Annotated in this window: 21 protein-coding genes; 9 read left to right on the top strand and 12 right to left on the bottom strand. The window is 72.8% G+C overall.

Annotated elements, in window-relative coordinates:
- Nucleotides 1–24: 24 nt before the first annotated feature.
- The 6 genes from U8525_RS04190 to speD are packed head-to-tail and all read right to left on the bottom strand — an operon-like array spanning nt 25 to nt 5840.
- Nucleotides 25–1656 carry an FAD-dependent oxidoreductase gene (locus U8525_RS04190; RefSeq protein WP_374261458.1) on the bottom strand — a complete coding sequence of 544 codons (1632 nt, stop codon included), beginning with the start codon at nt 1654–1656 and terminating at the stop codon, nt 25–27.
- On the bottom strand, nt 1647–3143 hold the full coding sequence (locus tag U8525_RS04185; RefSeq protein ID WP_374261456.1) for a polyamine aminopropyltransferase: 1497 nt from the start codon (nt 3141–3143) through the stop codon (nt 1647–1649). The genes U8525_RS04190 and U8525_RS04185 overlap by 10 nt, the downstream gene beginning before the upstream one ends.
- 13 nt (nt 3144–3156) lie before the next feature.
- On the bottom strand, nt 3157–3384 hold the full coding sequence (locus U8525_RS04180; protein WP_014393984.1) for a DUF350 domain-containing protein: 228 nt from the start codon (nt 3382–3384) through the stop codon (nt 3157–3159).
- The gene (locus U8525_RS04175; protein ID WP_374261453.1) at nt 3384–3545 is read right to left on the bottom strand and encodes a hypothetical protein; all 162 of its coding nucleotides are present in this window, start codon (nt 3543–3545) and stop codon (nt 3384–3386) included. The genes U8525_RS04180 and U8525_RS04175 overlap by 1 nt, the downstream gene beginning before the upstream one ends.
- Nucleotides 3546–3576: 31 nt before the next feature.
- Entirely contained in the window at nt 3577–5493 is a 1917-nt protein-coding gene (locus U8525_RS04170) for a DUF4178 domain-containing protein (protein WP_374261451.1), read from the bottom strand.
- The gene (gene speD / locus U8525_RS04165) at nt 5490–5840 is read right to left on the bottom strand and encodes an adenosylmethionine decarboxylase (RefSeq protein ID WP_374261449.1); all 351 of its coding nucleotides are present in this window, start codon (nt 5838–5840) and stop codon (nt 5490–5492) included. The genes U8525_RS04170 and speD overlap by 4 nt, the downstream gene beginning before the upstream one ends.
- A 75-nt stretch (nt 5841–5915) precedes the next feature.
- Here speD and U8525_RS04160 point away from each other — a divergent pair, with 75 nt between their 5' ends.
- From U8525_RS04160 to U8525_RS04150, 3 genes are read left to right on the top strand one after another with little or no spacing between them, the layout of a single operon-like run.
- Nucleotides 5916–6629: a peptidylprolyl isomerase gene (locus U8525_RS04160; protein WP_374261447.1), complete on the top strand. Its 714-nt coding sequence runs from the start codon at nt 5916–5918 to the stop codon at nt 6627–6629.
- Entirely contained in the window at nt 6626–7360 is a 735-nt protein-coding gene (locus U8525_RS04155; RefSeq protein WP_374261445.1) for an alpha/beta hydrolase, read from the top strand. Before U8525_RS04160 ends, U8525_RS04155 begins: the two co-directional genes overlap by 4 nt.
- A 21-nt stretch (nt 7361–7381) precedes the next feature.
- The gene (locus U8525_RS04150) at nt 7382–7798 is read left to right on the top strand and encodes a secondary thiamine-phosphate synthase enzyme YjbQ (RefSeq protein ID WP_374261443.1); all 417 of its coding nucleotides are present in this window, start codon (nt 7382–7384) and stop codon (nt 7796–7798) included.
- Here the strand turns inward: U8525_RS04150 and U8525_RS04145 are convergent.
- The 4 genes from U8525_RS04145 to U8525_RS04130 form a co-directional block, all read right to left on the bottom strand.
- Nucleotides 7795–9633 carry a L,D-transpeptidase family protein gene (locus U8525_RS04145; RefSeq protein ID WP_374261441.1) on the bottom strand — a complete coding sequence of 613 codons (1839 nt, stop codon included), beginning with the start codon at nt 9631–9633 and terminating at the stop codon, nt 7795–7797. The two genes, U8525_RS04150 and U8525_RS04145, sit on opposite strands and share 4 nt — an antisense overlap.
- Before the next feature lie 210 nt (nt 9634–9843).
- Entirely contained in the window at nt 9844–11205 is a 1362-nt protein-coding gene (locus U8525_RS04140) for a sigma-54-dependent transcriptional regulator (protein WP_374261439.1), read from the bottom strand.
- Nucleotides 11202–12629: an ATP-binding protein gene (locus U8525_RS04135; protein WP_374261437.1), complete on the bottom strand. Its 1428-nt coding sequence runs from the start codon at nt 12627–12629 to the stop codon at nt 11202–11204. Before U8525_RS04135 ends, U8525_RS04140 begins: the two co-directional genes overlap by 4 nt.
- 77 nt (nt 12630–12706) lie before the next feature.
- Nucleotides 12707–13168 (bottom strand): hypothetical protein, encoded by a 462-nt coding sequence (locus U8525_RS04130; protein WP_374261435.1) that lies wholly within the window; start codon nt 13166–13168, stop codon nt 12707–12709.
- A 336-nt stretch (nt 13169–13504) separates the two neighbouring features.
- Here U8525_RS04130 and U8525_RS04125 point away from each other — a divergent pair, with 336 nt between their 5' ends.
- From U8525_RS04125 to U8525_RS04105, 5 genes are all read left to right on the top strand, one after another.
- Nucleotides 13505–13747 carry a hypothetical protein gene (locus U8525_RS04125; RefSeq protein WP_374261433.1) on the top strand — a complete coding sequence of 81 codons (243 nt, stop codon included), beginning with the start codon at nt 13505–13507 and terminating at the stop codon, nt 13745–13747.
- Between the two features lie 284 nt (nt 13748–14031).
- Nucleotides 14032–14289 (top strand): hypothetical protein, encoded by a 258-nt coding sequence (locus U8525_RS04120; RefSeq protein WP_374261430.1) that lies wholly within the window; start codon nt 14032–14034, stop codon nt 14287–14289.
- Nucleotides 14290–14533: 244 nt separating this feature from the next.
- On the top strand, nt 14534–15118 hold the full coding sequence (locus U8525_RS04115) for a GAF domain-containing protein (protein ID WP_374261428.1): 585 nt from the start codon (nt 14534–14536) through the stop codon (nt 15116–15118).
- 144 nt (nt 15119–15262) lie between these two features.
- Complete coding sequence (locus U8525_RS04110) at nt 15263–17137, top strand: serine/threonine-protein kinase (protein ID WP_374261426.1); 1875 nt, start codon at nt 15263–15265, stop codon at nt 17135–17137.
- 91 nt (nt 17138–17228) lie between these two features.
- Nucleotides 17229–21005, top strand: coding sequence for a tetratricopeptide repeat protein (locus U8525_RS04105; RefSeq protein WP_374261424.1), 3777 nt, complete (start codon nt 17229–17231; stop codon nt 21003–21005).
- Between the two features lie 64 nt (nt 21006–21069).
- Here U8525_RS04105 and U8525_RS04100 read toward each other — a convergent pair whose 3' ends face one another.
- Nucleotides 21070–22431 carry an isoaspartyl peptidase/L-asparaginase gene (locus U8525_RS04100; protein ID WP_374261422.1) on the bottom strand — a complete coding sequence of 454 codons (1362 nt, stop codon included), beginning with the start codon at nt 22429–22431 and terminating at the stop codon, nt 21070–21072.
- A 265-nt stretch (nt 22432–22696) separates the two neighbouring features.
- On the opposite strand from U8525_RS04100, the gene U8525_RS04095 reads away from it, so the two are divergent.
- Nucleotides 22697–23362 (top strand): type 1 glutamine amidotransferase domain-containing protein, encoded by a 666-nt coding sequence (locus U8525_RS04095; protein WP_374261420.1) that lies wholly within the window; start codon nt 22697–22699, stop codon nt 23360–23362.
- Nucleotides 23363–23392: 30 nt separating this feature from the next.
- On the opposite strand, the gene sufT is transcribed toward U8525_RS04095, so the two are convergent.
- Nucleotides 23393–23944 carry a putative Fe-S cluster assembly protein SufT gene (sufT, locus tag U8525_RS04090; RefSeq protein WP_374261418.1) on the bottom strand — a complete coding sequence of 184 codons (552 nt, stop codon included), beginning with the start codon at nt 23942–23944 and terminating at the stop codon, nt 23393–23395.
- Between the last annotated feature and the right edge of the window lie 9 nt (nt 23945–23953).

Genomic DNA, 23953 nt, shown 5'->3' with positions numbered 1-23953 from the left:
GCCCTTCCCTCCCGCTTCCCATGGCTACAGCCAACTGGCGCTCTTGCGCCCCATTCCCGCCAGGGCCCGCTCCGCGGCCTGCACGCCGAACCAGTTGGCCTCCTCGAAGAGGGCCATGCCGCCCAGGTCCGTGTGGGCGAAGTGCAGGTGCGGCCCCAGGCTCTGTTGCGCGGCGCGGCGCGCGTCCCCCCAGAGGAAGCCGGGCCGGGGCCGCACCATGGCGTGGCCCCAGCGCTGCACCTCCAGCCGCTGCGCGAGCGCGCCCACCCCGGGGTGCGCCGGCAGCAGGTCCGCCATCACCAGCGCCTCCCAGTCCGCATACGTCGCGGAGAGGGCCTGATTGCGCTCCGCCTTCACGTCCGCGCCGGCCATGGGCAGGTACCAGGTGAGCACCGTGGGGCCGCGCGCGTCCTGGCGCAGCGCCTGGTGCGTGGCCACCACGTAGCCCAGGCTGCGGCTCTCGTAGAAGACGTTGTCCCAGGCCAGCGGGAAGCCCCGCGACGCCGGCGGCCCGGACACCGTCAGGTTCGCCACCACCCACGGGCTGTAGACGAAGGCGTCCATCCACCCGGGCCGCGCCTCGCGCCACGGCGCCACCACGTGCGCGGCGACGAAGCGCGGGCACGCCAGCACCACCTGCCGGGCGTGAAAGGCCCGGGGCGCCCCGGTGCGCGCGTCCAGCGCGTGCACGCGGCAGCCGTCCGCGCCGGGCTCCACCGTGTGCGCCAGCACCTGCGTCTCCAGCTGGCGCGGGCCCAGCGACGACGCCAGCTGCCTCACCAGCCGGCCGTTGCCCTCGGGCCAGGAGAGGAAGCCGTCGCTGCGCTCACCCTGCCCGTTCTGCCGGGCGGCGAAGTACCAGATGCCCGCCCAGGCGGAGACGTGCTCGGAGGTGGCGCCGTAGTCGTCGCGGCACGCGTAGTCCACGAACCACCTCAGCCGGGGCGAGCGGAAGCCCTCCGCCTCCATCCACTGCGCCATGCTGAGCCGGTCCAGCGCGGTCCACTCCGCGTCATCGCTGGAGAGCGCCCCCGGCACCGCGAACGCCTTGCGCCCCTTCGCGTCGCGCGCGGCGGCGAAGGCGTTCATCCGCGCGTCGAAGCGCTCCAGCTCCGACAGGTCCTCCGCGCTCGCGCCCGCGCGCAGGTACAGCCCCTCGTACCAGTGGCCCTTGTAGAAGACGCGCTCGTCGGGCTCCTGGATGAGCAGCTCCTCGGCGAACGACGGGTGGCCCTGCGCGTCCACGCCGGTGACGGCGTCCAGCTCCCGGAGCAGGCGCATCACCGGCCCCCTGTCCTCCAGGGGCGACGGCAGGTAGTGCGCGCCCCACGGGAACGCGGACACGCTGTTGCGGCCCGAGCGCGACGTGCCCCCGGGCTCCGCCTCCAGCTCCACCACGCGCAGGTCCTTCACGCCCGCGGCGGACAGGCGCCACGCGGCGGACAGCCCCGCCGCGCCCGCGCCGACAATCAGCACCTCCACCGGCTCGAAGGTCCGCGCGCGCGGCAGCGGCCCGCCGCGGAGCTTGTGGCCGGTGTCCACCACGCGGTCCACGATGGCGCCCGGCACCGGCGCGCGAGCGGCCTGCCGCGTACAGGCGCTCGCCACGGAGGCGCCCAGGAACGCGGCCACCAGCTCGCGCCGCGTCAGTTCCACCGGCGCCACTCCTCTTCGTAGTAGTGCACCAGCACCTGGTTGTTCAGCCGGTTCACCTCCGCCGGCAGCGGCCCCATGTCCGGGGAGAAGTGGGTGAGCCCCTCCAGCGTGTCCTCGTCCAGGAAGGCCAGCCCCTCCGGCAGCGGGCGGTAGCGGCCGGGCCGCTCCTGCGCCACCAGCACGTAGCCCCACTCCCCGAAGGACGGCACCAGCGCGTGGTACGGCTGCGTCCAGAAGCCCGCCGCCTTGAGCGTGCCCTCCACGCACCAGAACGAGCGCCGCGCGAACAGCGGGCTGGTGCTCTGGATGACCGCCACGCCGCCCGGCGCCAGGCGCTTCTTCAAGATCTTGTAGAAGCCCGTCGTGTAGAGCTTCCCCAGCGCGAAGTTGTTGGGGTCCGGGAAGTCCACGATGACCACGTCCCAGGTGTTCACGCCCTCGGCCAGGAACTGCATGGCGTCCGTGTTGATGACGCGCATCTTCGGGTGCGTCATCGAGTGGTGGTTGAGCGCCGCCAGCTCCTGGTAGTTCACCGCCAGCCCGGTGATGGCGGGGTCCAGGTCCACCAGCGTGAGGGACTTCAGCTCCGGATACTTCAGCACCTCGCGCGCCGCGAGCCCGTCACCGCCGCCCAGGATCAGCACGTGCTCCACCTTCTGCGCGCGCACCATGGCCGGGTGCACCAGGGCCTCGTGGTAGCGGTACTCGTCGATGCTGGCGAACTGGAGGTTGCCGTTGAGGAACAGCGAGAAGCCCCGCTTGCCGCGCGTGACGATGATGCGCTGGTAGGGGGAGCTGGTGGCGTGGACGACCTCGTCCGCGTAGAGCTGGTCCTCGTAGAAGGTGGTGAGCCGGTCCCCCAGCGCGAAGCACACCAGCAGCCCCGCGCACAGCGCCACCGCCTTGACGCGCAGGCGCACGGGGTTGGCCAGCACGGGCGCGAGCAGCCACGTGCTCCACAGCCCCACGCCCGCGTTGAGCAGGCCGAAGAGGAGCGACGTGCGCACCAGCCCCAGCCTGGGCACCAGCAACAGCGGGAAGGCCACGCTGGCGGCGAGCGCGCCCAGGTAGTCGAACGTCAGCACCTGGCTGACCAGGTCCTTGAACTTGAGCTGGTCCTGCAGGATGCGCAGCAGGAGGGGGATCTCCAGGCCCACCAGGGTGCCGATGGCCAGCACGCTGCCGTACAGCACCACGGGGAACACGCTGGTGAGCGTGAAGGTGAGGAACAGCAGCGGCGCGCACAGCCCGCCGACGAGCGCCACGGCCAGCTCCACCTCCACGAAGCGCTGGGCCACCCCGCGCTCCACGAAGCGCGACAGGTAGCTGCCAATGCCCATGGCGAAGAGGTAGCCGCCGATGACGGTGGAGAACTGGGTGATGCTGTCCCCCAGCAGGTAGCTGGCGAGCGTCCCGACGATGAGCTCGTAGATGAGCCCGCACGTCGCGATGACGAGGACGGTGAGGAAGAGCAGCGTCTTGTTCAAAGCGTCACGTGTTTCAGCCGCTGATGGCCGCCGCGATGATGATGGCCAGGCCCAGGATGAACGAGCCGATGACGATGCCCAGCGCGGTGTTCTGGTCGACCTCGATCTCCTTGTGCACGTCGTACGGGAGGATGAGGCGGATGACGTAGAAGCCGGCCACGAACACCACCAGGCCGATGAGCGAGTAGATGACGCTCGCCAGCACTCCCTGCAGGGTGACCACCACTCCAAGCAACAGCATCACTTGCCTCCCATGAATCCACCGGTCCACAGCAGCACGCCGCCGGGACCGCGCCTCACGTCTCCGGTCACCTTGCCGCGCTCCTCGTCACTGAAGGGGGCCCACCCCGTATAGGTCGCCCACGCGTACGCCACGAGCACCAAGCCGCCCAGGTACCTCATCGTCCACCTCCCGGCCCGCGGGCCTCGAGCGCTACAGGTTGCTTTCCTTCCAGCGCTCGGTTTCGAAGTTGTTGGCGCTGAAGAACGACAGCGCCGGGATGATCAGCAGCACGACCAGCGCGATGCCGAACCAGCTCTCGTTGGGCGTGTCGTGCGTGAGCAGCACCTGGTAGCTGACGACGGGGCCCAGCTCCGGTCCCTTGAACGCCAGGCCGGGGTCGAACGACGTGGTCGTCCGGAGCACGTACTTCCCCTTGGGCACCGTGGACAGGTACACGCTGCCGCTCTGTCCGCCCTCGCTCCAGGAGCCGTCGCTGTCGCGTCCGTGGTAGTAGCTCACCTCTTCGTAGAAGCTCACCACCTCCTGCGTGTCCTGGTTCACCAGGTCGCCCTGCACGCCCACCCAGGCGTTGTCGAGCGCGCTCGACATGATGACCTGGGCCCGCACGTTGCCGTCCCGCCGCAGCTCGAAGGGCTCGCTGAAGTGCATGGCGTCGGGGGTGCCGGAGTGCGCGCTCCGGGGCAGCGTCACCCGCAGGTCCAGCACCCGCTCGTTGAGCGCCCGCGCGTGGAGCACGGCGGACAGGGCGAACAGGCCCAGGAGCCACACCGCGGACCAGAGCAGCGTCTTCATCATCGCCGCGCGGCGCACGTTGGGCTGGCTGGGCGCGATGCCCCGGGGCCTGGGCAGCGGCTCCTTCAGCCGGAACGCGTCGCGCACCTGCTCCGGCGTGAGGTACTCGCCGTGCGTGTAGGTGACCTCGTTGTCGGTGGCGTCCTCGTTCACGGAGTAGGGCGGCGCGACGTACTCCGTGGCCCGCGCCTTCTCGCCCTGGTGGACCTTCCAGTAGAACTCGCCCACCACGGCGTCGGTGACGGCGGTGACGGACTGGAAGGCCTTGTAGCGGCGGCCCTCGTAGTGCGCGGACACCCCGGGCACGACGCTGGCGTCACCGGCGGCCAGGGGCTTGAGGAACACCCAGTGGCCGTTGGACTCCATCAGCCAGGTGAAGCCGCGCGCCGGCTGGTAGAGGAGGTACTCCATCCACGGGTAGCGCGTGCCCTCCACCACGCACGAGCGCTCCTGGTAGCCGATGCAGATCCACTCCGCGCCGTCGAGCGTGCCCTTCTGCCCCAGCTGGAGCGCCGCCGGCAGCTCCGGCTTCTGGAGCAGCTTGAGGAAGGACAGCTTCCCTTCCGCCACGTTCATCAGCGCGCCGCAGTACGGGCACGCCACGCGCATCGTCTGGTCCGGCGCGCGCAGCTCCAGCGGGCCGTTGCACTGGGTGCAGCGCGCCTGCTGGAGCTGGACCTTGCGCGCGCGCGGGCGCAGGTCCCCCGCCGGGATGCCCAGCTGCGCGAGCTCCAGCCTCTGCCCCAGGAACACCTCCGGGTCGCGGTCGCGCGCGCCGAAGTCCAGCGTGACGAACAGGCCGCGCGGGCCCGTGGCGTCCACGTAGTAGCTGTCGGCTTGCGGATCCACGTCGCTGGGGAGCTGTCCCTCCGCGGCGGTGACGCGCCCGTGGCCGCGCTCCTCCACCACCAGCGGGCGGTTGCGCAGGCGCAGGCGGTCCCCGGGGTGGAGGCGCTCCAGTTGGAGGCCCTCCTCCACGCCGGCCGCGAAGAGCAGGTGGAAGGCGCCCTCGGACTCGCTGAGCCAGCCGGTGCGGCCGTCGGACAGCTCCACGTACCACTCGTCCCAGGGGCCGGCGCCGTGGTCCTTCTGGAGGCGCCCGACGATTTGATACGCGGTGCCGTTGACGCGGCCCTCCAGCCCCAGGCGCAGCGGGGAGTCCGTCTCCACGATGCGGGCCACCTTGCCGTGGGCCTCCAGCTCCGCGCCCACGCGGGCCACCATCGTCTGGCAGTGGCCGCACACCACCACCTGCGCGGACCCCACGGAGAACTCCACGCTCGCGCCGCACGACGGACACGCCCCCTGCGTCACGCCCCCCCTCCTCTCGGCAGCTCGCGCACGCGGCACGCCGTGGCGCCCAGGTGCTTCGCCGCCATCGCGTCGAAGTCCGGGCGCGCGCGGGCGCGGCAGCAGTAGACGTTGAGCGCGGCGAAGCCGTGCTCCGGGAAGGTGTGGATGGCCAGGTGGCTCTCGGCCAGGAGCGCCAGGCCGGTGACGCCGCCGGGCTCCGGGAAGACGTGCCACTGCGGCGGGCCCACGACCTTCAGGTCCATCAAGACGACCAGCTCCTCGAAGAGGGCCGCCAGCGCGGCCGCGTCCTTGAGCCGCGCCGGCGCGCAGCCGCTCGCGTCAACCAGCCATTCCTGTCCGGTTGTCACAGGGGAAACCTCCGGGGATGAAACACCTCTTTAACACGCTGGAGCCCGGTCGAAAGCCGCTAGGATGCGCGCCCCATGCGCACCCGATTCCTGACCGCTGGACTCCTCTGCCTCGCCCTGACCGCGTGCTCCAAGGACAAGGAGCAGCCGCCCGCGTCGAAGGCCCCCGCAGCACAGCCCACGCCCTCCCAGGCGGCCACCCGCACGGTGAGCCTCCAGACGGACGCGGCCGCCGCGACGGGCTTCCAGAAGAAGGCCCTGGAGGGCCAGGACCTCTGGGCCACGATGGAGACGAACCAGGGCACCATCGTGCTCAAGCTCTTCTCCAAGGACGCGCCCAAGACGGTGGCGAACTTCGTGGGCCTCGCGTCCGGCGAGCAGCCGTGGATCAACCCCAGGACGGGCGAGCGCGTGGAGGGCAAGCCGCTCTACGACGGCGTCATCTTCCACCGCGTCATCCCCGACTTCATGATCCAGGGCGGCGACCCCACGGGCACCGGCCGGGGCGACCCGGGCTACCGCTTCGCGGACGAGTTCCAGAGCAACCGCGACTTCGACAAGAAGGGCCTCCTGGCCATGGCCAACGCGGGCCCGGGCACCAACGGCAGCCAGTTCTTCATCACCACGTCCACGCCGCAGTTCCTCAAGGGCCGGCACACCATCTTCGGCGAGGTGGTGAAGGGCTACGACGTGGTGGAGAAGATCGCCAACACGCCGCGCAACCGGCAGGACCGGCCGGACGCGGACATGGTCATCCAGCACGTCACCATCAGCGACGCGCAGCCGTGAGCCTCCGCCCGCGCCACGTGCGCACGAAGCTGGGGGAGCTGACCTGCCACGGGGTGGACGCGCTCCCCGAGGGCGCGGCTCCCCAGGTGGTGGTGGTGCTGTGCCACGGCTTCGGCGCGCCGGGCACGGACCTGGTGGCGCTGGCGCCGGAGCTGATGATGGCCGCGCCCCGGCTGGCGCAGGCGGCGCGGTTCGTCTTTCCGGAGGCGCCGCTGTCGCTGGACGCCCTGGGCATGCCCGGGGGCCGCGCGTGGTTCGAGATTCCCCCGGCCATCCTGATGGGGCAGGGGCGCGACTGGGCGCAGTACTCCCAGGCGGTGCCGCCGGGGATGCCCGCCGCGCGCCGGGCGCTGATGAGCGTGGTGGCGGCGCTCCAGGTGCCGCTGGAGCGCGTCGTGCTGGGAGGCTTCAGCCAGGGCGCGATGATGGCCACGGACGTGGCCCTGCGGCTGGAGGAGCGCCCCGCGGGGCTGTGCCTCCTGTCCGGGGCCGTGGTCGCCGGGAAGGAGTGGGAGCCCCGCGCCCGCGCGAGGACGGCGCTCCCGGTGTTCCAGGGGCACGGCCGGCAGGACCCGGTGCTCCCCTTCCAGGAAGGCGAGCGCCTGCGCGACCTGCTGACAGGCGCGGGGCTGCCGGTGGAGTTCCTACCTTTTGAGGGTGGGCACACGCTCATCACCGAGGAGCTGGAGCAGCTGGCGGCGTTCCTCGTGAAGCGGCTGGACGGCCGCTGACCCACGGGACGGAGGCTTGGGGTGTATCAGGCGAAGGAGCTGACGGTGTCCACGCTGGGCCGGGGCCTGGTGGACATCACCGGTGAGGTGCAGCAGGCGGTGAAGGCCACGGGCATCCGCGAGGGCCTGTGCACGCTGTTCCTGCACCACACCAGCGCGTCGCTGATCATCGGCGAGAACGCGGACCCCGTCGTCCAGCGCGACCTGGAGGCGTTCTTCTCCCGGCTGGTGAGGGACGGCGACCCGCTGTTCCAGCACGACGCGGAGGGGCCGGACGACATGCCGGCGCACGTGCGCACGGTGCTGACGCAGGTGTCCCTGACCGTGCCGGTGAGGGACGGCGAGGCGGACCTGGGCACGTGGCAGGGCGTCTACGTCTGGGAGCACCGCACGTCGCCGCACCGCCGCCGCGTCACGGTGTCCGTGCTGGGCGGTTAGAGGTCCCGGACGGCGGCGACGACGGCCGAGCCCCTGCGGCGCTTCTTCGGCGGCTCGTGGGCCTGGCCCCGGATGCGCACCCAGGTGCCGGGGTCCTCCGGCATGGCGTGGACCATGGACCAGCCGACGGGCACCTCCGGCGTGGTCCAGCCGTAGAGGGCGCGCGCGTCCTTGGGGGCCAGGTTGATGCAGCCGTGGCTCACGGGTTCGCCGAAGCGGTCGTGCCAGTAGGCGGTGTGCAGGGCGAAGTCGCCCTCGAAGAACATGGTCCACGGCACGGTGGCCACGCGGTAGCTGGCCATGCCCATGCGGCCCGTCATGTCCGCCTCCGCGAACTTCACCCAGATGCGGAAGAGCCCCTCCGGCGTGTCGGTGCCGGGTCTGCCGGAGGAGATGAGCGTGGCGTAGACGGGGCGGTCGCCCTCGTAGGCGATGAGCGTCTGCGACTCCAGGTCCACGTCCAGCCAGCGCGCGCCGGGCTCCACGATGGACGGGGACGCCAGCGGCCACGCGACGTGCAGGTCGTCGCGCGCCACCCAGTGGTCCTCGGCGATGCGGACCCACTGGCCGTCGGGGGACAGCTCGCGCACGGCGACGAGCGTGCGCGGCGGGAGCACGGTCTCGCGCTCCGCTCGCGCGGCCGGGGCCTTGCGCACCACCACGTCGGTGCGGGGAGCGGCGCGCGACTGGGCCCAGGCGAAGGGCATGGGCAGGGACGCGAGCGCCTCCGCGTCCAGGCCGCTGAAGTCGGAGGGGCGGTGCTCGCGCAGCACGCGCGCCTCGAAGTACTGGCCGTCGGAGGTGCGCCAGAAGGTGCGCCGGCCGACCTTCACCTGCCCCTGGAGCTTCACCGTGACGGAGCCCTTGAGCAGCACGCCCTGCTTCCGCTTCCGGGCGAGCGCGAGGCTCGGGTAGGCGCGCACGCGGTGGCCCACGACGCGGGCGTAGATGCCAGGAGTGAGCGCGCCCTCCTCCACGCGGGGCAGCGGGCGGACGCGGGGCTCGCGGAAGTTCTGCTCCAGGTAGCGCTCGCAGACCCAGCCACGCGGTTGCAGCTGCACCCAGGTGTCACAATCCGGTCCGCGCATCGCGCCCTGCCACTTCACCCGCATGTCCTGGGCCACGGTGCCCAGCGAGGGCGCGTCCTGCCGGGGCTCCGCGCGCACGGAGATGGAGCGGCGCACGCGCAGCGAGCCCGCGTCCGGCGCGTAGGGAATGGCGTAGGGCTCCATGCCGGCATCGACCTCCGTGAGCGGCGCCTCGGCGACCACGTCCTCGTCGCCGTCGCCGCCCGTGCCGGGCGAGGCCGCGGGCACCGGGAGCGGTCCGGCACCGTCGCTCGCGACAGGCGCAGCCACCGCGACCTCCGGCCCGCTCGGGGCGGAGCCCACGGCGCCTCCCGGCGAGCCCGGAGCGCTTCCGCCATCCAGGCCCCGCGCGAGGGCGTCCACGCCGGTCTCGGTGGAGTCCTCCTGCGCGGCGTCCTCCGCGTCGATCACCGGCTCACCGTCCGGGCCCAGCTCCAGCACGGGGACCTCGGACTCGGTGATGACCTGCGGCTCCTCTTCGCCGGGCAGGGCTTCGGTGTCCGCGCCGACGGAGATGGACTGCGACAGCGACAGCTCGAGCGGGCGCCCCGCGTCCTCCGGACCCTCCGCCACGCTGAGCAGTGCTGGCGCGGTGGCGTGCGTGACGCCACCATCCGCGGACGACTCCGGCGCGGTGGCCTGCCACGCGGAGCGCAGCGCCTCCGCGGACTCCGTAGGCGCGACCGCGGCCTCGGGCGCGGCGACCTGGGCCGTCACGGCGCCCGCGTCCACCGGCGCGGCGGGCACGGGGGGCTCCACCGGAGCGCACGCGAAGAACAACAGGGGGAGTCCGAGGGGGAACCAGCGGCGGCGCATACAGGCCGGAACGCTACGGGTCCCTGCTGACATCCTCAACGTCGGCCCAGGTGCGATCTCCTGCGCGAGAGAACGCGTGGGTGGGCAGGGCTTGCGCCCTGAGCGGCGATTGCCACGAAGGGCGGAAAGCGCCTCCGCGGCTCAGCCCCGCCCCTCCGTGGGCGGGAGCCCTTCGGGCGACTCCTGCGCCTCCAGGAGCTTGTAGAGCGTCTTGCGGTCCACGCCCAACAGGCGCGCGGCCTCGCTCTTGTTGCCCCCCACGTGCTGGAGCACGTGCGCGGCGTAGCGCCTCGACAGCTCCGCGAGGCTCGGCAAGTCCCCCGCGAGCCCGATCAGCCGCTTGGGCGCGTCACCGATGGGCTCCGGGAAGTCCGGCGGCCCCAGCACGCCCGTCACGTTCAGCGCGAGCGCCCGCGCCATCACGTTCTCCAGCTGCCGCACGTTGCCCGGCCAGTCGTACACCGTGAGCCGCGCCATCGCGTCCGCCGTCACCACCGGCCGCACGCCGCCCCGCGCGTGCAGCGCCGCGAAGTGCTCCACCAGCGCGGGGATGTCCTCGCGCCGCTCGCGCAGGGGCGGCAGGTGCAGGTGCACCACGTCCAGCCGGTACAGCAGGTCCTCGCGGAACTGCCCCTCCGCCACCCGCGCCTTCAGGTCCTTGTTCGTCGCCGCCAGCACCCGCACGTCCACCTTCACCGGGACGCTCTCGCCCACGCGGCGGATCTCCCCCTCCTGGAGCACGCGCAAAAGCTGCGACTGGACCTTCATCCCCACGTCGCCGATCTCATCCAGGAACAGCGTGCCGCCGCTGGCCTCCTCGAACAGGCCCCGCCGCGCGCCCGACGCCCCCGTGAAGCTGCCCTTCGCGTGGCCGAACAGCTCGCTCTCCATCAGCGACTCGGTGATGGCGCCGCAGTCCACCGGGATGAACGGCCCCGACGTGCGCGCCGAGCGCTTGTGCAGCGCCCGCGCCACCATCTCCTTGCCCGTCCCCGTCTCACCGGTAATCAGCACGGGCACGTTGCTCGTCGCCGCGCGGGCGACCTGCTTGTAGACCTCCAGCAGCGCCTGGCTGCGGCCCACCAGCGACGTGCGCTCCACCTGCTTGCGCAGCGTGCGGTTCTCCTCCACCAGCCGCTTCTGCTCCAGCGCGCGCTTCGCCACCCGCATGATGGCGTCCACGTCGAACGGCTTGGACAGGTAGTCGAAGGCGCCCTGCTGGATGCTGTCCAGCGCGCCCTCGATGTTGCCGAACGCCGTCACGACGATCACCGGCGTGTCCGGCAGGTTCGACTTCACCAGATGGAGCACCTTCAGGCCGTCGCCCGGGTCGGGCATGGCCATGTCCGTGAGCACCAGGTCGAAGGACTGCTCGCCCATCCGCTCCGCCGCGCCCCTGGGGTCTGGCGCCTGCGTCACCGGGCCCAGCACGCCCAGGAGGCGCTGGAGCAGGTCCCGCGCATGCGGATCATCATCGACGACGAGGATTCGGGCTGTGCTCATGAGGCCTTGCGGATGGAGGAAGCGTCATGCTGCGCCCCGGACTCCACCACAAGCGGCGCCGGAGTGCGCGTCACTCGTGCGAACCGCACGCGGATCCGCGTGCCCTTGCCCTCCTCCGAGTGCACCGTGAGCGTGCCGCCGTGCGCCTCCACCACGCGCCGGGTGGTCGCCAGCCCCAGGCCATGGCCCGGGATGCCCCGCGCCTCCGCAGCCCGGAAGAACGGCTGGAACAGCGACGCCTGCGTCGCGGCGCTCATCCCCATGCCGTTGTCCGTGACCTCCACCACCGCGTCCGCCCCCTCCGTGGCCACCCGCACCTTCACGCGCGGATCCGGCCGCCCCGCCGTGTACTTCACCGCGTTGGACAGCAGGTTGCGCGCCACCACCTGGAGCAGCTGCGCCGGGCAGTCCACCCGCACGCCCGGCTCCAGCTCGCGCTCCAGCGCCACGCCCAGCGCCGTCGCCGTCTGGCTCACCTCCAGCAGCAGCGTGCTCACCGCCGTGTCCAGCTCGCCCATCGTCCCGTCGCCCCGCGTGCCCGCGCGGCAGAAGCGCAGCAGCGCCTCGATGAGCTCCCCCATGCGCACCGCGCTGGACTCGCACTGGGAGATCATCTCCAGCGCGCCCGGGTCCTTCACCGCGCCGGAGCGGCGGATGAGCGTCAGGTAGCCCTTGAGCGGCGACAAGGGCCCCATCAGGTCGTGCGCCACGCGGCGGGTGAACGCGTCCAGCTCCTCGTTGTGGCGCCCCAGCTCCTCCAGCTGCCCCTGGATGGTGGCGTCCTGGCGCTTGAGCAGGGAGATGATGTGCCAGCCCACCAGCATGGACAGCAGGATGGCCAGCAGCGTGGTGGCCGCGCCCAGGGCGGTGTTGCGCACCCGCAGCGTGCCCAGCCGCCCCACCAGCACGCGCGCGTCGGACGCGTTCTCCGTGGCCAGCTGTCCCGCCAGCTGGTCCACCTCCGCCGCCAGCGGGCGGATGCTCTCCACCAGGTGGCGCCGGGCGCGCTCCGCGTCGCGCTGGCGCGAGAACACCGCCGCCGCGCGCACCTGATCCGCCAGGCCCTGGCACGCGCCGTTGAAGCGCAGCCAGACCTCCTTCTCCCCGGGCGGCAGGTGCCGCATGTACGCCTCCGAGGACTGGCGGATGCTGTTGAGGATGTCCTCCATCACCGCGTCGGCTTCCTTGCGCTCGGCGTCGCCGCTGGAGCGCACGTGCGCCTCGATGGCGGACTCCAGCGACATCACGTCCACGCGGATGCGGCCGATGAGGCTCGCGCGCTCCAGGGCCTCCAGCACCAGCGCGTCCACCTGATGCCCGGTGCGCACCTCCGTCCAGAGCATGAAGCCGGTGACGCCCGACAGGAGCATCACCACGAAGAAGAAACCCGCGCGGTATCCACGGATGGGGGTCCGCGAGTTCATCGCCACGGGCACGCTCCTTGGGTCGACAGCAGAAGAAGAACCAGGAGGCGCCGCCGCGCGGACGCGCCCTGTGAGACTCACGGCACCGGCCCGGCCGCCTCGGTGGAGGTCGCGCCCGGCAGGGGCGGCTGCGTGCGCCGCCGCGCGCGCTCCAGCGCGGACTCGTACCACACGTCCGACAGCTCCTCATGCAGCGCCGCCAGCTCACGCTGCCGCGCCAGCAGCTGCGCGTTGTGCTCCTCCAGCGTGTGGCGCTCCGCCTCCACCCGCGCCAGCTCCTCCGTCGCGGTCGCGCGCGCCTGCTCCGCCTCCGCGCGCGCCTGCTCCGCCTCCGCGCGCTCCTGCGCCAGCTCCTCCAGCGCGGACTCCAGGGCCGCCAGCTTCGCCGCCAGCGCCTCCGTGCGCTCGCGCTCGGCCTGGAACTCGCGCTGCCAGCGCTCCGTCTCCGTCACCTGGGCCTGGAAGCGCTCGGGGGGAATGGTCGCGGCGCATCCCATCCCCAGCCACGCCACACTCCATGCCACCAGCAGGTGCCGCATACGCCATCTCTCCCGACACCTGGCCGCGCGACATGCACGACGAGGACATCCGGGCTCCGTGCTCCACTTCATGCCCCGGCGCGTGGCGCTCGGAGCGGAAGGTTGCCGTGCAGCTTGCAGAAGAGCGCCGTTGCCGTCAAAGCAACGTGAGCCTGCCTGGGGAGCTTGCACCCATTGTTGCAATCGCAACTGAGGAGTTTCTCCCCATGGCGGATCCGCTCCCACCCGGAGAACCCCGCGAAGTTGCTTGAAACCCGCGCTGGCACGGCGGGTGCTCAAGGGCCATGGCAACAACCGATGCAATCCCGCGTCGGCGTGTCGTGCCCGGAGTCATCCATGAAGACCGTCTTCGTCGCCGCCCTGTTCGCCGCTTCCGCCGCGTTCGCCAACACCCCGGCCCCCACCGCCGCCCCCGCCCCCGAGGCGCAGACCGAGGCCGCCGCCCCCGCTCCCGAGGCGCAGGGTGAGGTGAAGACCGAGGCCAAGACCGAGACCAAGCACGAGGGCAAGGCCGGCAAGAAGAGCACGAAGACCAAGGCCGAGAAGAAGACCACCACCGAGACGAAGACCGAGGGCTGATCCCTCTCTTCACTCGCGCCCTGCCCGCCTCCAAGGGACGGACAGGACGTGGTGCCCGGCAGGGGCGCTCTCTCCACGAGGGCGCCCCTGTTGTCGTTCTGCGCGTGGGAGCGGACCCGCTGCCGCGCCAGGGACCTCGCGCGGAAGCACGCACGCGCCGCTCGCGCGCGACGGCGGATGAATAAACACCCCACCGGCGCCCATCTGAACCTCTGAACCATCGATGACGACGCCCGGCGCACTCCCGCGCGGGCCGCCCGTCACGAGCCTCCGAGCCCGCCGCCATGAAGACCCTCCTCGTCGCCGCCCTGCTCGCCGCTTCCGCCTCCACCGCCGCCCCGACGCCCACCGCCGAGGCGACAGCCCCCGCGGCCAGCGACATCCAGGCCGACCCCCACGCGCCTTCGAAGCACGAGGAGAAGGAGGCGAAGGTGGCGCCCCGGTCCTCCGGCCGCGCGGAGAAGCTCCTGCGGAGCGCCGGCAACACGGGCGCCCGGCAGAAGCCCCTGAAGCGCCCCACCCCCACGAAGCCCGCGCGGTAGCCCCGACGCCCTCCTCCCAGAGGGGAGGGCACCGCGCGCCGAGCCCGACAGGGGCCCGCGCTCCGCGAGCGCGCCCCTGTCCGCGTGTCCGGGGTTGGAATCCACCCCAGCTCTCTCCTTGTGTTTCCAGTAAAACCACCATTTGACAGAAACAAAGGAATCCTGCATAACGGGACATGTGTGGATGACAGCTCATCCACGACAGGAAGGGGTGACCCCCTCCCCCCCTTCAAGCGAGACGGTCATGGTGGAAGCGTTCACGAAGGTGTCCGAAGCGTCGCGGTTGCTCCTGGACAAGGGCCTGTGCTCGGCCACGGGTTCGGATGCGCTGGGCATGGTGGCCCGGCCCCTGAAGGTGGACCGCGCGTGCCTCTTCGAGAACCGGACCACGAATCTGGCGGGCCGGTTCCTGACGGACCTGCGCTACGCGTGGGCGGAGCCGGGCGTGGTGTCCCCGCTGGCGCACCCGGTGCTGCGCTCGCTGCCCCTGCGCGACTACGCCATGGCGTGGACGGACATGCTGGAGGCGCAGATGGTGGTCTCCTGCCTCACCAAGGACGCGCCGCCGATGATGCGCGAGCTCCTGGAGCGCCAGGGCGTCCAGTCCGTGCTGCTGTGCCCCGTCGTCCCGGCCAAGCAGTGGTGGGGGTTCGTGGCGTTCGAGGACTGCCACCAGGCGCGCGTCTGGCGCCCGGAGGAGATTTCCCTGCTCAAGTCGCTGGCGCGGGCCGTGGGCGCGTCCGTGCGGCACGCGAACATGCGCTCCTCGCTGTCGCAGGTGCGCACCAACCTCACCAGCGTGCTGCGCCCCGTCGCCGGGGATACCTGAGCCCACCTGGGAGCCTCTCCCAGGGGCTCCACCCGGGTCATGGCCGCCCGCCCACCCGGCGAGCGGGAGGGGTCCGGGAGGGCCGCTGGGGTGCGCTAACGCGGCGCCCCGTTTCTGCTACCCTCGGCGCCCTGTCCCCCGCCCATGTCCTCGTTCGAGCCCACCGCCATCAGTCGTTCCCGGCCTCCTGACCTCATCAGCGGCTACCGCCTGGAGAAGCTCGTCGGCGCCGGCGGAATGGGAGAGGTCCACAAGGCCACCCAGCTGTCGCTCGGCCGCACGGTCGCGGTGAAGCTGCTGAACCCGGAGCTGGCCAAGGACCCCTCGTTCATCGCGCGCTTCCAGAAGGAAGCCGCGGCGCTGGCGACGCTGAGCCACCCCCACGTCGTCTCCATCGTCGACAAGGGGAAGACCGACACCACCTACTACCTGGTGATGGAGTTCGTGGACGGGCCATCCCTGCGCGAGCTCATGCGCAGCCCGTCCATGGAGACGCCGGTGCTCCTGCGCCGGATGCTCGAGATCTGCCGGGCCATCGAGTACGCGCACGGCCGGGGCGTCATCCACCGCGACCTGAAGCCGGAGAACATCCTGCTGGATCAGCAGGCCGGCGGCATCGCGAAGGTGTCCGACTTCGGGCTGGCGTCCTTCCTGGACGACGCGTCGGCGGCGTCGCGCTTCGCGCTCACGTCCACGCACGTGTCCATGGGCACCATCTCGTACATGGCGCCCGAGCAGCGCGTGGACGCGAAGAACGCGGACGCGCGCGCGGACATCTTCTCCCTGGGCGTCATCCTCTACGAGACCTTCACCGGCGAGGTGCCGCTGGGCACCTTCGATCCGCCGTCGCGCAAGCGCCCGGGGCTGGATCCGCGCGTGGACGCCATCGTGATGCGGTGCCTCAAGCCGGATCCGGACGAGCGCTATCCGTCCGTCAGCGCGCTCATCGCGGAGCTGGAGCCGCTGGTCCCCGGCAGCCTCCTGTCCATGCCGCCCCTGCGGCTGACGCGCTGGCAGCGGGCGCAGGCCGCGCTGCGCCGCGCGGCGCGCGTGACGGCGCAGACGGCCGCGGGCTTGGCGGTGCTGGCGGCCGTGGGCGTGCTGGGCGTGGCGTACCACCGCAGCGGGCGGGTGCACGTCACGCTCCCCTTGCCAGGCAAGACCATCATGGCGGAGCGGTCCGAGTTCAAGACGCTCAACGGCCCCGGCCGGGTCGAGGACGTCACCCCGGACAAGCGCCGCGTGACCATGGGCGAGGGGCCGGACTCGCCCCAGGTGGTGAAGGTCGGTCGCGAGCTGGCCTTCGAGAACAAGGCCATCGTCTTCCCGCCCCTGGACGACCAGGAGACGCGCGTGGGCCGCGCCCGCGTGGACGTGGTGGGGCTGGTGGGCGGCGTGGCCCGGCTGACCGCGCGGGTGCGCGCCGAGGCGCCCCCGGCCACGTGGCAGCGGCGCCTGAAGGAGCTCTGGAACGGCCCGCCGCCGGAGCCGGTGGCCTCGCTGGGCCTGATGGGCCGGGACGGCCGCTACGTGACCATCGTGCACCCCGGCGCGGGCGCGCCGCTGTCGCTGGAGTGGTCGCTGGGCGAGCGCAGCGGCGCCATGCTGGGCCTCGACGCGCCGGAGGACGAGGTGCGGCTGGAGCTGTTCGTCACCGAGGACGGCGTGATGCAGGCCTTCGTCGGCCAGGGGAAGGATCAGCGCGCCATCGCGGAGCCCCTGAACCTGGGCCCGGACTGGCAGGCCCAGTTCGGCGAGCCCCCCGCGCCGACCGTCGGCTGCATCGAGGGCACCTGCGCCATCGAGGGGCTCACCTACGCGGTGGACCGGCCCCAGCCCCTGCCGGAGCCCCCGGCCGCGTCGGTGGTCGTCGTCCCCCAGGCGCCGGGGCGCACGGTGGCCGCCAACACGGTGCCGGCGAAGGCCGTGGTCGCCAAGAAGCCGGCGCCCCCGCCGCCCCCGCCCAAGCGCCCGCAGGCCAAGCCGGCCCCCGCCAAGCCCGGCGTGAAGCGCCGCTAGGGAAACAGCCAGGGGCGGCCCGGGACACACACCTCAAGGGGAATATGGCCTCTCCGAGGGGATTGCATTATCCCTCGGCTCCCCTATGCGCATGCGCACCTTCCGTCGCGGCCTGACCGCGCTCGCCCTCGTCGCCGGCCTCACCGGCTGCCCCCGGCCCTCCACCGTCGTCGCGCCCCACGTGCTCGAGTCCGCCGCCGAGCGGGCCGGCCAGGGTGACGTCGAGGCGCGCACGCTCGCGTTCGCGGGCTTCCACGCGTACCTCGTCGCGGGCGACGCGAAGCTCGCGCAGGAGCGCTTCGACGCCGCCGTGAAGAAGGACCCCGGCGACCCGTACGCCCTGGAGGGGCAGGCGCTGCTGGCCCGGCGCAACGGCCAGTCCGACCGCGCCCTCACCGCGTCGCTGGAGCTGGTGAAGCGCGCGCCCCGCCACCCGGTGGCCGTCATCGCCGCGCGCTACGTGCTGGACCGCGTGGGCACGTCCCGCGCGGAGGACGACCGCATCCTCCAGGGCGTGGACGCCGCGCTCGCCGCCGGCGCCCGGGGTGAGACGGCCTACCTGCTGCGCGCCGCGCGCCTGTCCGTGGCGAGCCTGCGCGCGGACTCGGCCATGCAGGCCCGGACGCTCCAGGACGTGGGCGGCGCGGGCGAGGCCACGCTGGTGGGCCCCTTCTCCCCCTTCCACGTGCTGGCCATCGACGAGCCGCTCCCGCTGGAGAAGGACGGCTCCTTCGCGGGACCCTTCACGGGCGCATACGGCCCGCTGGCGGCGCGCACGCTGCGCTCGCCGGACGGCCGGCTGGACCTGGGCGGCGAGCCCGGCCACGGGGACATGTACGTGCTGGGCATCGACGCGGAGATCGCGCAGGCCGGCGCGTACGTGCTGCGCACGGTGAGCCAGACGTCGCACCGGGTGCTGATGGACGGCGCACCCGTGCTGGAGCGCCGCGACTGGGCGCGCACCGCGTCCACGGTGAGCGCGCGCGCGCTGGAGCTGCCCGCGGGCAAGCACCGCTTCCTGGTGAAGCTGTCCCGCGACAACACCCAGGGCGGCCTGTCCTTCGCGCTGGTGAAGGCGGACGGCAGCCCCTCCGGGGTGCGCCTCACCGCCGCCACCGGGCCCGCGCCGCGCTGGAACGCGAGCGCCCCGGCCCCGCTGGAGGCCCCGGACATGTACCCGGACGCGGAGGACCTGGCCCGCGCGCTCCAGGGCGAGGCCGGTGAGCCGCTGAGCACCTTCCTCGCGGTGCGCGACGGCCTGTCGCGCGACCTGGACGGCACCCACCGGCTGATGGCGGAGCTGGAGGTGACGACGCCCGCGCTGCTCACCCTGCGCGCGGAGCAGGCCGCGCAGGACCGCGGCATCCCGTCCAAGGTGGCCCGCGGCCGCGCCACGCGCGACCTGGAGGCGGCGCTGGCCAAGGACCCGGGCAACGTGGCGGCGCTGCTGCTGCGCGCGGACCTCTTCCTGAGTGACGGCCAGCCGGCCACCGCGCTGGACACGCTCAAGACGGCGCGCGACGCGGTGAAGCCCGCGGGCTTCCCGGTGCACCTGCTCCTGGCCCGCGCCGCGCTGGCGCTGGACGTGGACGCGCAGGCGGAGGTCTCCCTCGCCTCGGCGCTGGAGGCCCAGCCGGGCCTGTGCGAGGCGCTGGGGCTCCAGTACTCGCTGGCGCGCCGGCGCGACGCGGTGGCCCGCACCGACGAGCTGGTGACGGCCCAGGAGGGCTGCCCTGGCGCGGACACGCGGCGGGTGGACCACCTGCGCACGCGCGGCGACCTGGAGGGCGCGGCGAAGGGCTACGCGCAGCTGCTGTCGCGGGACCCGGACAACCTCACCACCGCCGCGGCGCTCGCCAACGTCTACGTGAGCCTGCGCCGCTACGACGACGCGGCGAAGGTGCTCCAGGGGCAGGCCGCCGTGTGGCCGCGCAACGCGGAGGTCCTCAAGCGGCTGGCGGACGTGCGCGAGTACGCGGGCCAGGGCGCGGAGGCGCTGAAGGTGCGCGAGCAGGCGCTCAAGCTGGACGGCACGGACCTGGCGCTGCGCCGCGCGGTGGAGCGCGCGAAGACGGGCAAGGAGCTGCTGGCGGCGTACGCCATCGACGGCAAGGAGGCGCTGAAGGCCTACGAGGCGGCGCCGGTCACCGGCGGCAGCGCGGCGGCGTACGTGCTGGACGCGGCGGCGGTGCAGGTCAATCCGGACGGCTCGCTCGTCAACCGCATCCACACCATCCAGAAGGCGCTGGAGCAGTCGGGCGTGCAGGACATCGCGGAGGTGAACATCCCCCGCGGCGCCCAGGTGCTGGCGCTGCGCACGCTCAAGGCCGACGGCCGCGTGCTGGAGCCGGAGAACATCGAGGGCAAGGACACCATGAGCCTGCCCGGCGTGCAGGTGGGCGACTCCGTGGAGGTGGAGTACCTGCTGGCCGAGAGCGACCGCGGCCCCGCGCAGCCGGGCTTCACCGCGTCCGCGTTCTACTTCCAGATCGCCAACCAGCCGAACGCGTGGAGCACGTACACCGTGGTCGCGCCCAAGGGCAGCGGCATGAAGGTGGACGCGCACGGCATGAAGGCGCCGCCGCCGGAGGTGAAGGGCGACGTGGAGGTGTTCCACTACGACGCGCGCCGCGTGCCGCCGTTCATCCCGGAGCCGGACGCGCCGCCCTCCGGCAACGAGTACCTGCCCTTCGTGATGGTGGGCGCGGGCGAGACGGGCAACGACGGGCTGGCGCGCGTGTATGGCGACGCGTTCCAGGACCGGTGGCTGCGCACCTCGGAGGTGGAGGCCTTCGCGCGCCAGGCCACGGAGGGCAAGAAGGGCCTGGAGGCGGTGAAGGCGCTGCACGCCGCGGTGATGAAGCGCTTCTCCGGCCGCGACGCGAGCCTGGCGCAGTCCGCGGCGTCCACCCTGGCGCAGGACCGCGGCAGCCGGCTCACGGTGATGAAGGCGGGCCTGGAGACGCTGGGCATCCCGTCGCGCATCGCCGCGATCCGCACCTTCAACACCGACCCCGCGCCCTACCTCTTCCCGGCGGACGCGCTGTTGCCCTACGCGGCGCTGCGCGTGGAGGTGCCGGGGGAGCAGCCGGTGTGGCTGGACACGTCCGTGCGCTTCGGCCCCTTCGGCGAGCTGCCGGAGGCCGCCATGGGCGAGCGCGAGGCGTACCTGCTGCCGGAGCCCGGCCGGCCCCTGCAGAAGGTGAAGACGCCGCCGCTCAAGCCGCGCGCGGGCAAGGACGTGAAGCTCACCCTGGAGCTGGGCGCCGACGGCGGCCTCAAGGGCCAGGGCGAGGAGACCTACACCGGCTTCGAGGCCGCGCAGATCGCGGAGGCCTTCGAGCAGCTCTCCGCGGAGAGCCGCAACCAGGCGCTCCAGGGCGCGGTGGCGCGCTACTTCGGCGGCGCGGAGCTGTCCTCCGTGAAGCTGGAGCGCCAGGAGGCCGTGGGCGCGCCCTTCGTGCTGCGCTACGCGTTCACCGTGCCCCGCTTCGGGCGCCTGGAGGGCGACAGCCGCATGGCGCTGGGGCCGCTCACCTTCCCCGCCCTGCTGGGCCGGCGCTACGTGCAGCTGTCCACCCGCACCACGCCGCTCTACATCGACGACACGGAGGCCAGCCGCACCCAGGTCACCGTCACCCTGCCCCAGGGCTGGAAGCTCAGCGATCCGCAGGCGGGCCTGAAGGTGGACAGCGAGTTCGGCCACTACACCCGGTCGGAGAAGCAGGAGGGCCGCACGCTCAGCATCGCGGAGACCTTCAACCTGCCCCGCGCCCGCGTGTCGCCGGCGGAGTACGAGAAGTTCTCCGCCTTCGCGGGCGACGTGGACCTGCTCCAGGTGCGCGAGCTGTTCCTCGTGAAGCAGTAGCCTGCTCCGAGTCCGGGGCTCTCCGCGCGGCCGTCCAGGGTGCGCGGGAGCCGGGCCCGGGCGCTCAGGGCTGCTGGAAGATGGAGACGGTGGGCGTGCCGTCCTCGCCGATGTAGCCGCGGTACATGCCGCTGGAGTTGAAGGGCATGGCCACGTGGCCCTGGCGGTCCATGGCGATGACGCCGCCCTCGCCGCCCGCCCTCACCAGCACGTCGTTGACGACGTGGTTGGCGGCCTCCAGCAGGGGGAGGTCCTGGTACTCGACGCGGGCGCAGATGTCGCGCGCGACCGTGTAGCGGATGAAGAACTCGCCGTGGCCCGTGGCGGACACGGCGCAGCGCTCATCCGCGTAGGTGCCCGCGCCGATGATGGGCGAGTCCCCCACGCGGCCGAAGCGCTTGTTGGTCATCCCTCCCGTGGACGTGCCCGCCGCGAGGTTGCCCTCCATGTCCAACGCCACCGCGCCCACCGTGCCGAACTTGTGGTCCCCCGTGATGGGGGCCACGCCCGGCGTCAGCGACGAGCCGGGCTGCGGCTGCGCGGGCGTCGCGGGCCGGGCCGGCGCGGGCGGCTGCGTCGGTGATGACGGCTGCGCGGGCGTCGCGCCTTGCGCGGGCGGCTGACCCGGCGTCACGGGCTGCGCGGGCGCCAGGCCCTGCGTGGGCGGCTGAGTCGGTGATGACGGCTGCGCGGGCGTCGCGCCTTGCGCGGGCGGCTGACCCGGCGTCACGGGCTGCGCGGGCGCCAGGCCCTGCGTGGGCGGCTGCCCCTGCTCCGCGGGCGGCGCCTCCTTCGCGCGCTCCTGCTCCAGCGCGCGCTGGAGGCCCTGCCAGCGCTCCTCCGTGTAGAAGTACTTCGCGTCCACCAGGGGCATGCCCTGCGACCGCGCGAAGGCCTCCGCGCCGTCACCCACCAGCATCACGTGCGGCGACTTCTCCATCACCCGCCGCGCCAGGTCGATGGGGTTCTGGATGTGATGGACGCCGGCCACCGCGCCGGCCATGCGCGTCTTGCCGTCCATCACCGCCGCGTCCAGCTCGGTCACGCCGTCGTGGTTGAACACCGCGCCCTTGCCGGCGTTGAAGTACGGCGAGTCCTCCAGCACGCGGATGGCCGCCGTCACCGCGTCCAGGCTGCGGCCTCCCTTCGCCAGCACCGCGTGCCCGGCCTGGAGCGCCTCCGTGAGCGCGGCGCGCATCGCGGCCTCGCGCTCCGGGGTCAGGTTCTCGCGAGAGATGCCCCCCGCGCCGCCGTGGATGACCATCCCCCACTTCGGCTTCATGCGCGGCGGCTCGTCCGTGCGCAGGGCCGCCTCGTCACGCGCGGCGCCCGCCTGCGACGACGTGGCGCAGCCCAGCGGGGCCAGCAGCAGCGCGGTGCTCGCGAGCAGGCCGCGGTGCATCCGGGAAGAGAGCGAGGGGAACATGGCGGTGCGCCTCCAGGAGGGACCCGCGCTCCAGTGGCGACACACCGCCGGAGGAAGCACGGGCTGCCCTCGTCGTAGAGCCGTTCCCCCGGGGCGTCCAGCGCCCCCGCGTGCCGCGTCGCCCCCGCCCCGCGGACGACCTCGCCCCGACGCGCCCCCGGGCGCCCGCCTGCCTGTCTACCCCCCGCTTCTCCCCCCGGGAGGGCATGTGCACCGTGTCCTTTCGGGTTGTGGGGCATTGACGGACATCCAGGAGGACGGGGCGATGAAGAAGCTGAAGGGGATGCGGGTGGCGGTGCTGGCGGCGGATGGCTTCGAGCAGGTGGAGCTGACGCGGCCGGTGAAGCGCCTGGAGCGCGAGGGCGCGCACGTCACCATCGTCTCCCTGCACAAGGGCCGCATCCGGGGCATGAACCTGCTGGTGCCCGGCCGCAAGGTGCGCGTGGACGCCACGCTGCGCGACGTGAAGGCCGCGGACTTCGACGCGCTGCTCCTGCCCGGCGGCTTCATGAACCCGGACTTCCTCCGGCAGAGCGCCCTGGCCCTGGACTTCGTGAAGGACGCGGACCTGCTGGATCAGCCCATCGCGGTCATCTGCCACGGGCCGTGGCTGCTCGCGTCCGCGGGCCTGCTGGAGGGCCGGCACCTGACGTCCTGGCCGGGCATCCGCAACGACCTGGAGAACGCGGGCGCGCACTGGACGGACGAGCCCGTGGTGCGCGACGGCAACTGGGTGTCCAGCCGGGGGCCGCACGACCTGCTCGCCTTCGAGCACGCCATGGTGGAGCTGTTCGCGGAGCGGATGTCGCCCGCCATCGCCCGCCGCGCCACCGCGGAGGCCGCGCCGCGCTGGCCCCGGTGGCTCGCGGGGGGCCTCGCCGCCGCGGCCACGCTGGGCCTGGTCGCCCGGGGGAGGAAGGCCCTGGCCTGACGCCTCAGGGCCCGACGTCACGCCCCGGTTTCACATCCAACCCAGCTGGAGCCGCGCCACGTCCGACATGCGGCTCTGGTCCCACTGCGGCTCCCAGACCAGCTCCACGTGGGCCTCCTTCACGCCGGGCAGCGCGGACACCTTGGAGCGCACGTCCTCCACCAGCACCTGCCCCATGCCGCAGCCGGGCGCCGTGAGCGTCATCTCGATGTCCACGCGCTGGCCGCCCGCGTCCAGCGGCGTGGCCCTGCACGTGTACACCAGGCCCAGCTCCACGATGTTCACCGGGATCTCCGGGTCGTAGACCGTGCGCAGCTGCTCCCAGACCTGCTCCTCGTTGAACTCGCCGGGCACCGCGTCCGCGTCGGGCGCCTTCGCCCTGGCGGCGTACTCCTCGCCCAGCACGTCGGCGTTCTTCTCGTCGATGCGGAACAGCTGGCCGTACGGGTCCTGCACCGTGACGTTGCCGCCCAGCGTCTGCACCACCGTCAGCTCCGAGCCCGCCGGCAGCAACACCTTGTCCCCGCTGGGGATGAGCATCGCGTCCACGTCGCGCTCGATGATCGTCATCGCGCCTCGCATGAACCCTCC

Origin of the sequence: Corallococcus sp. RDP092CA (assembly GCF_041903675.1) — a bacterium.
Lineage (GTDB): Bacteria > Myxococcota > Myxococcia > Myxococcales > Myxococcaceae > Corallococcus.
The sequence above is the reverse complement of the archived record's forward strand: the minus strand, read 5'-3'. Positions and strand labels throughout refer to the sequence as shown.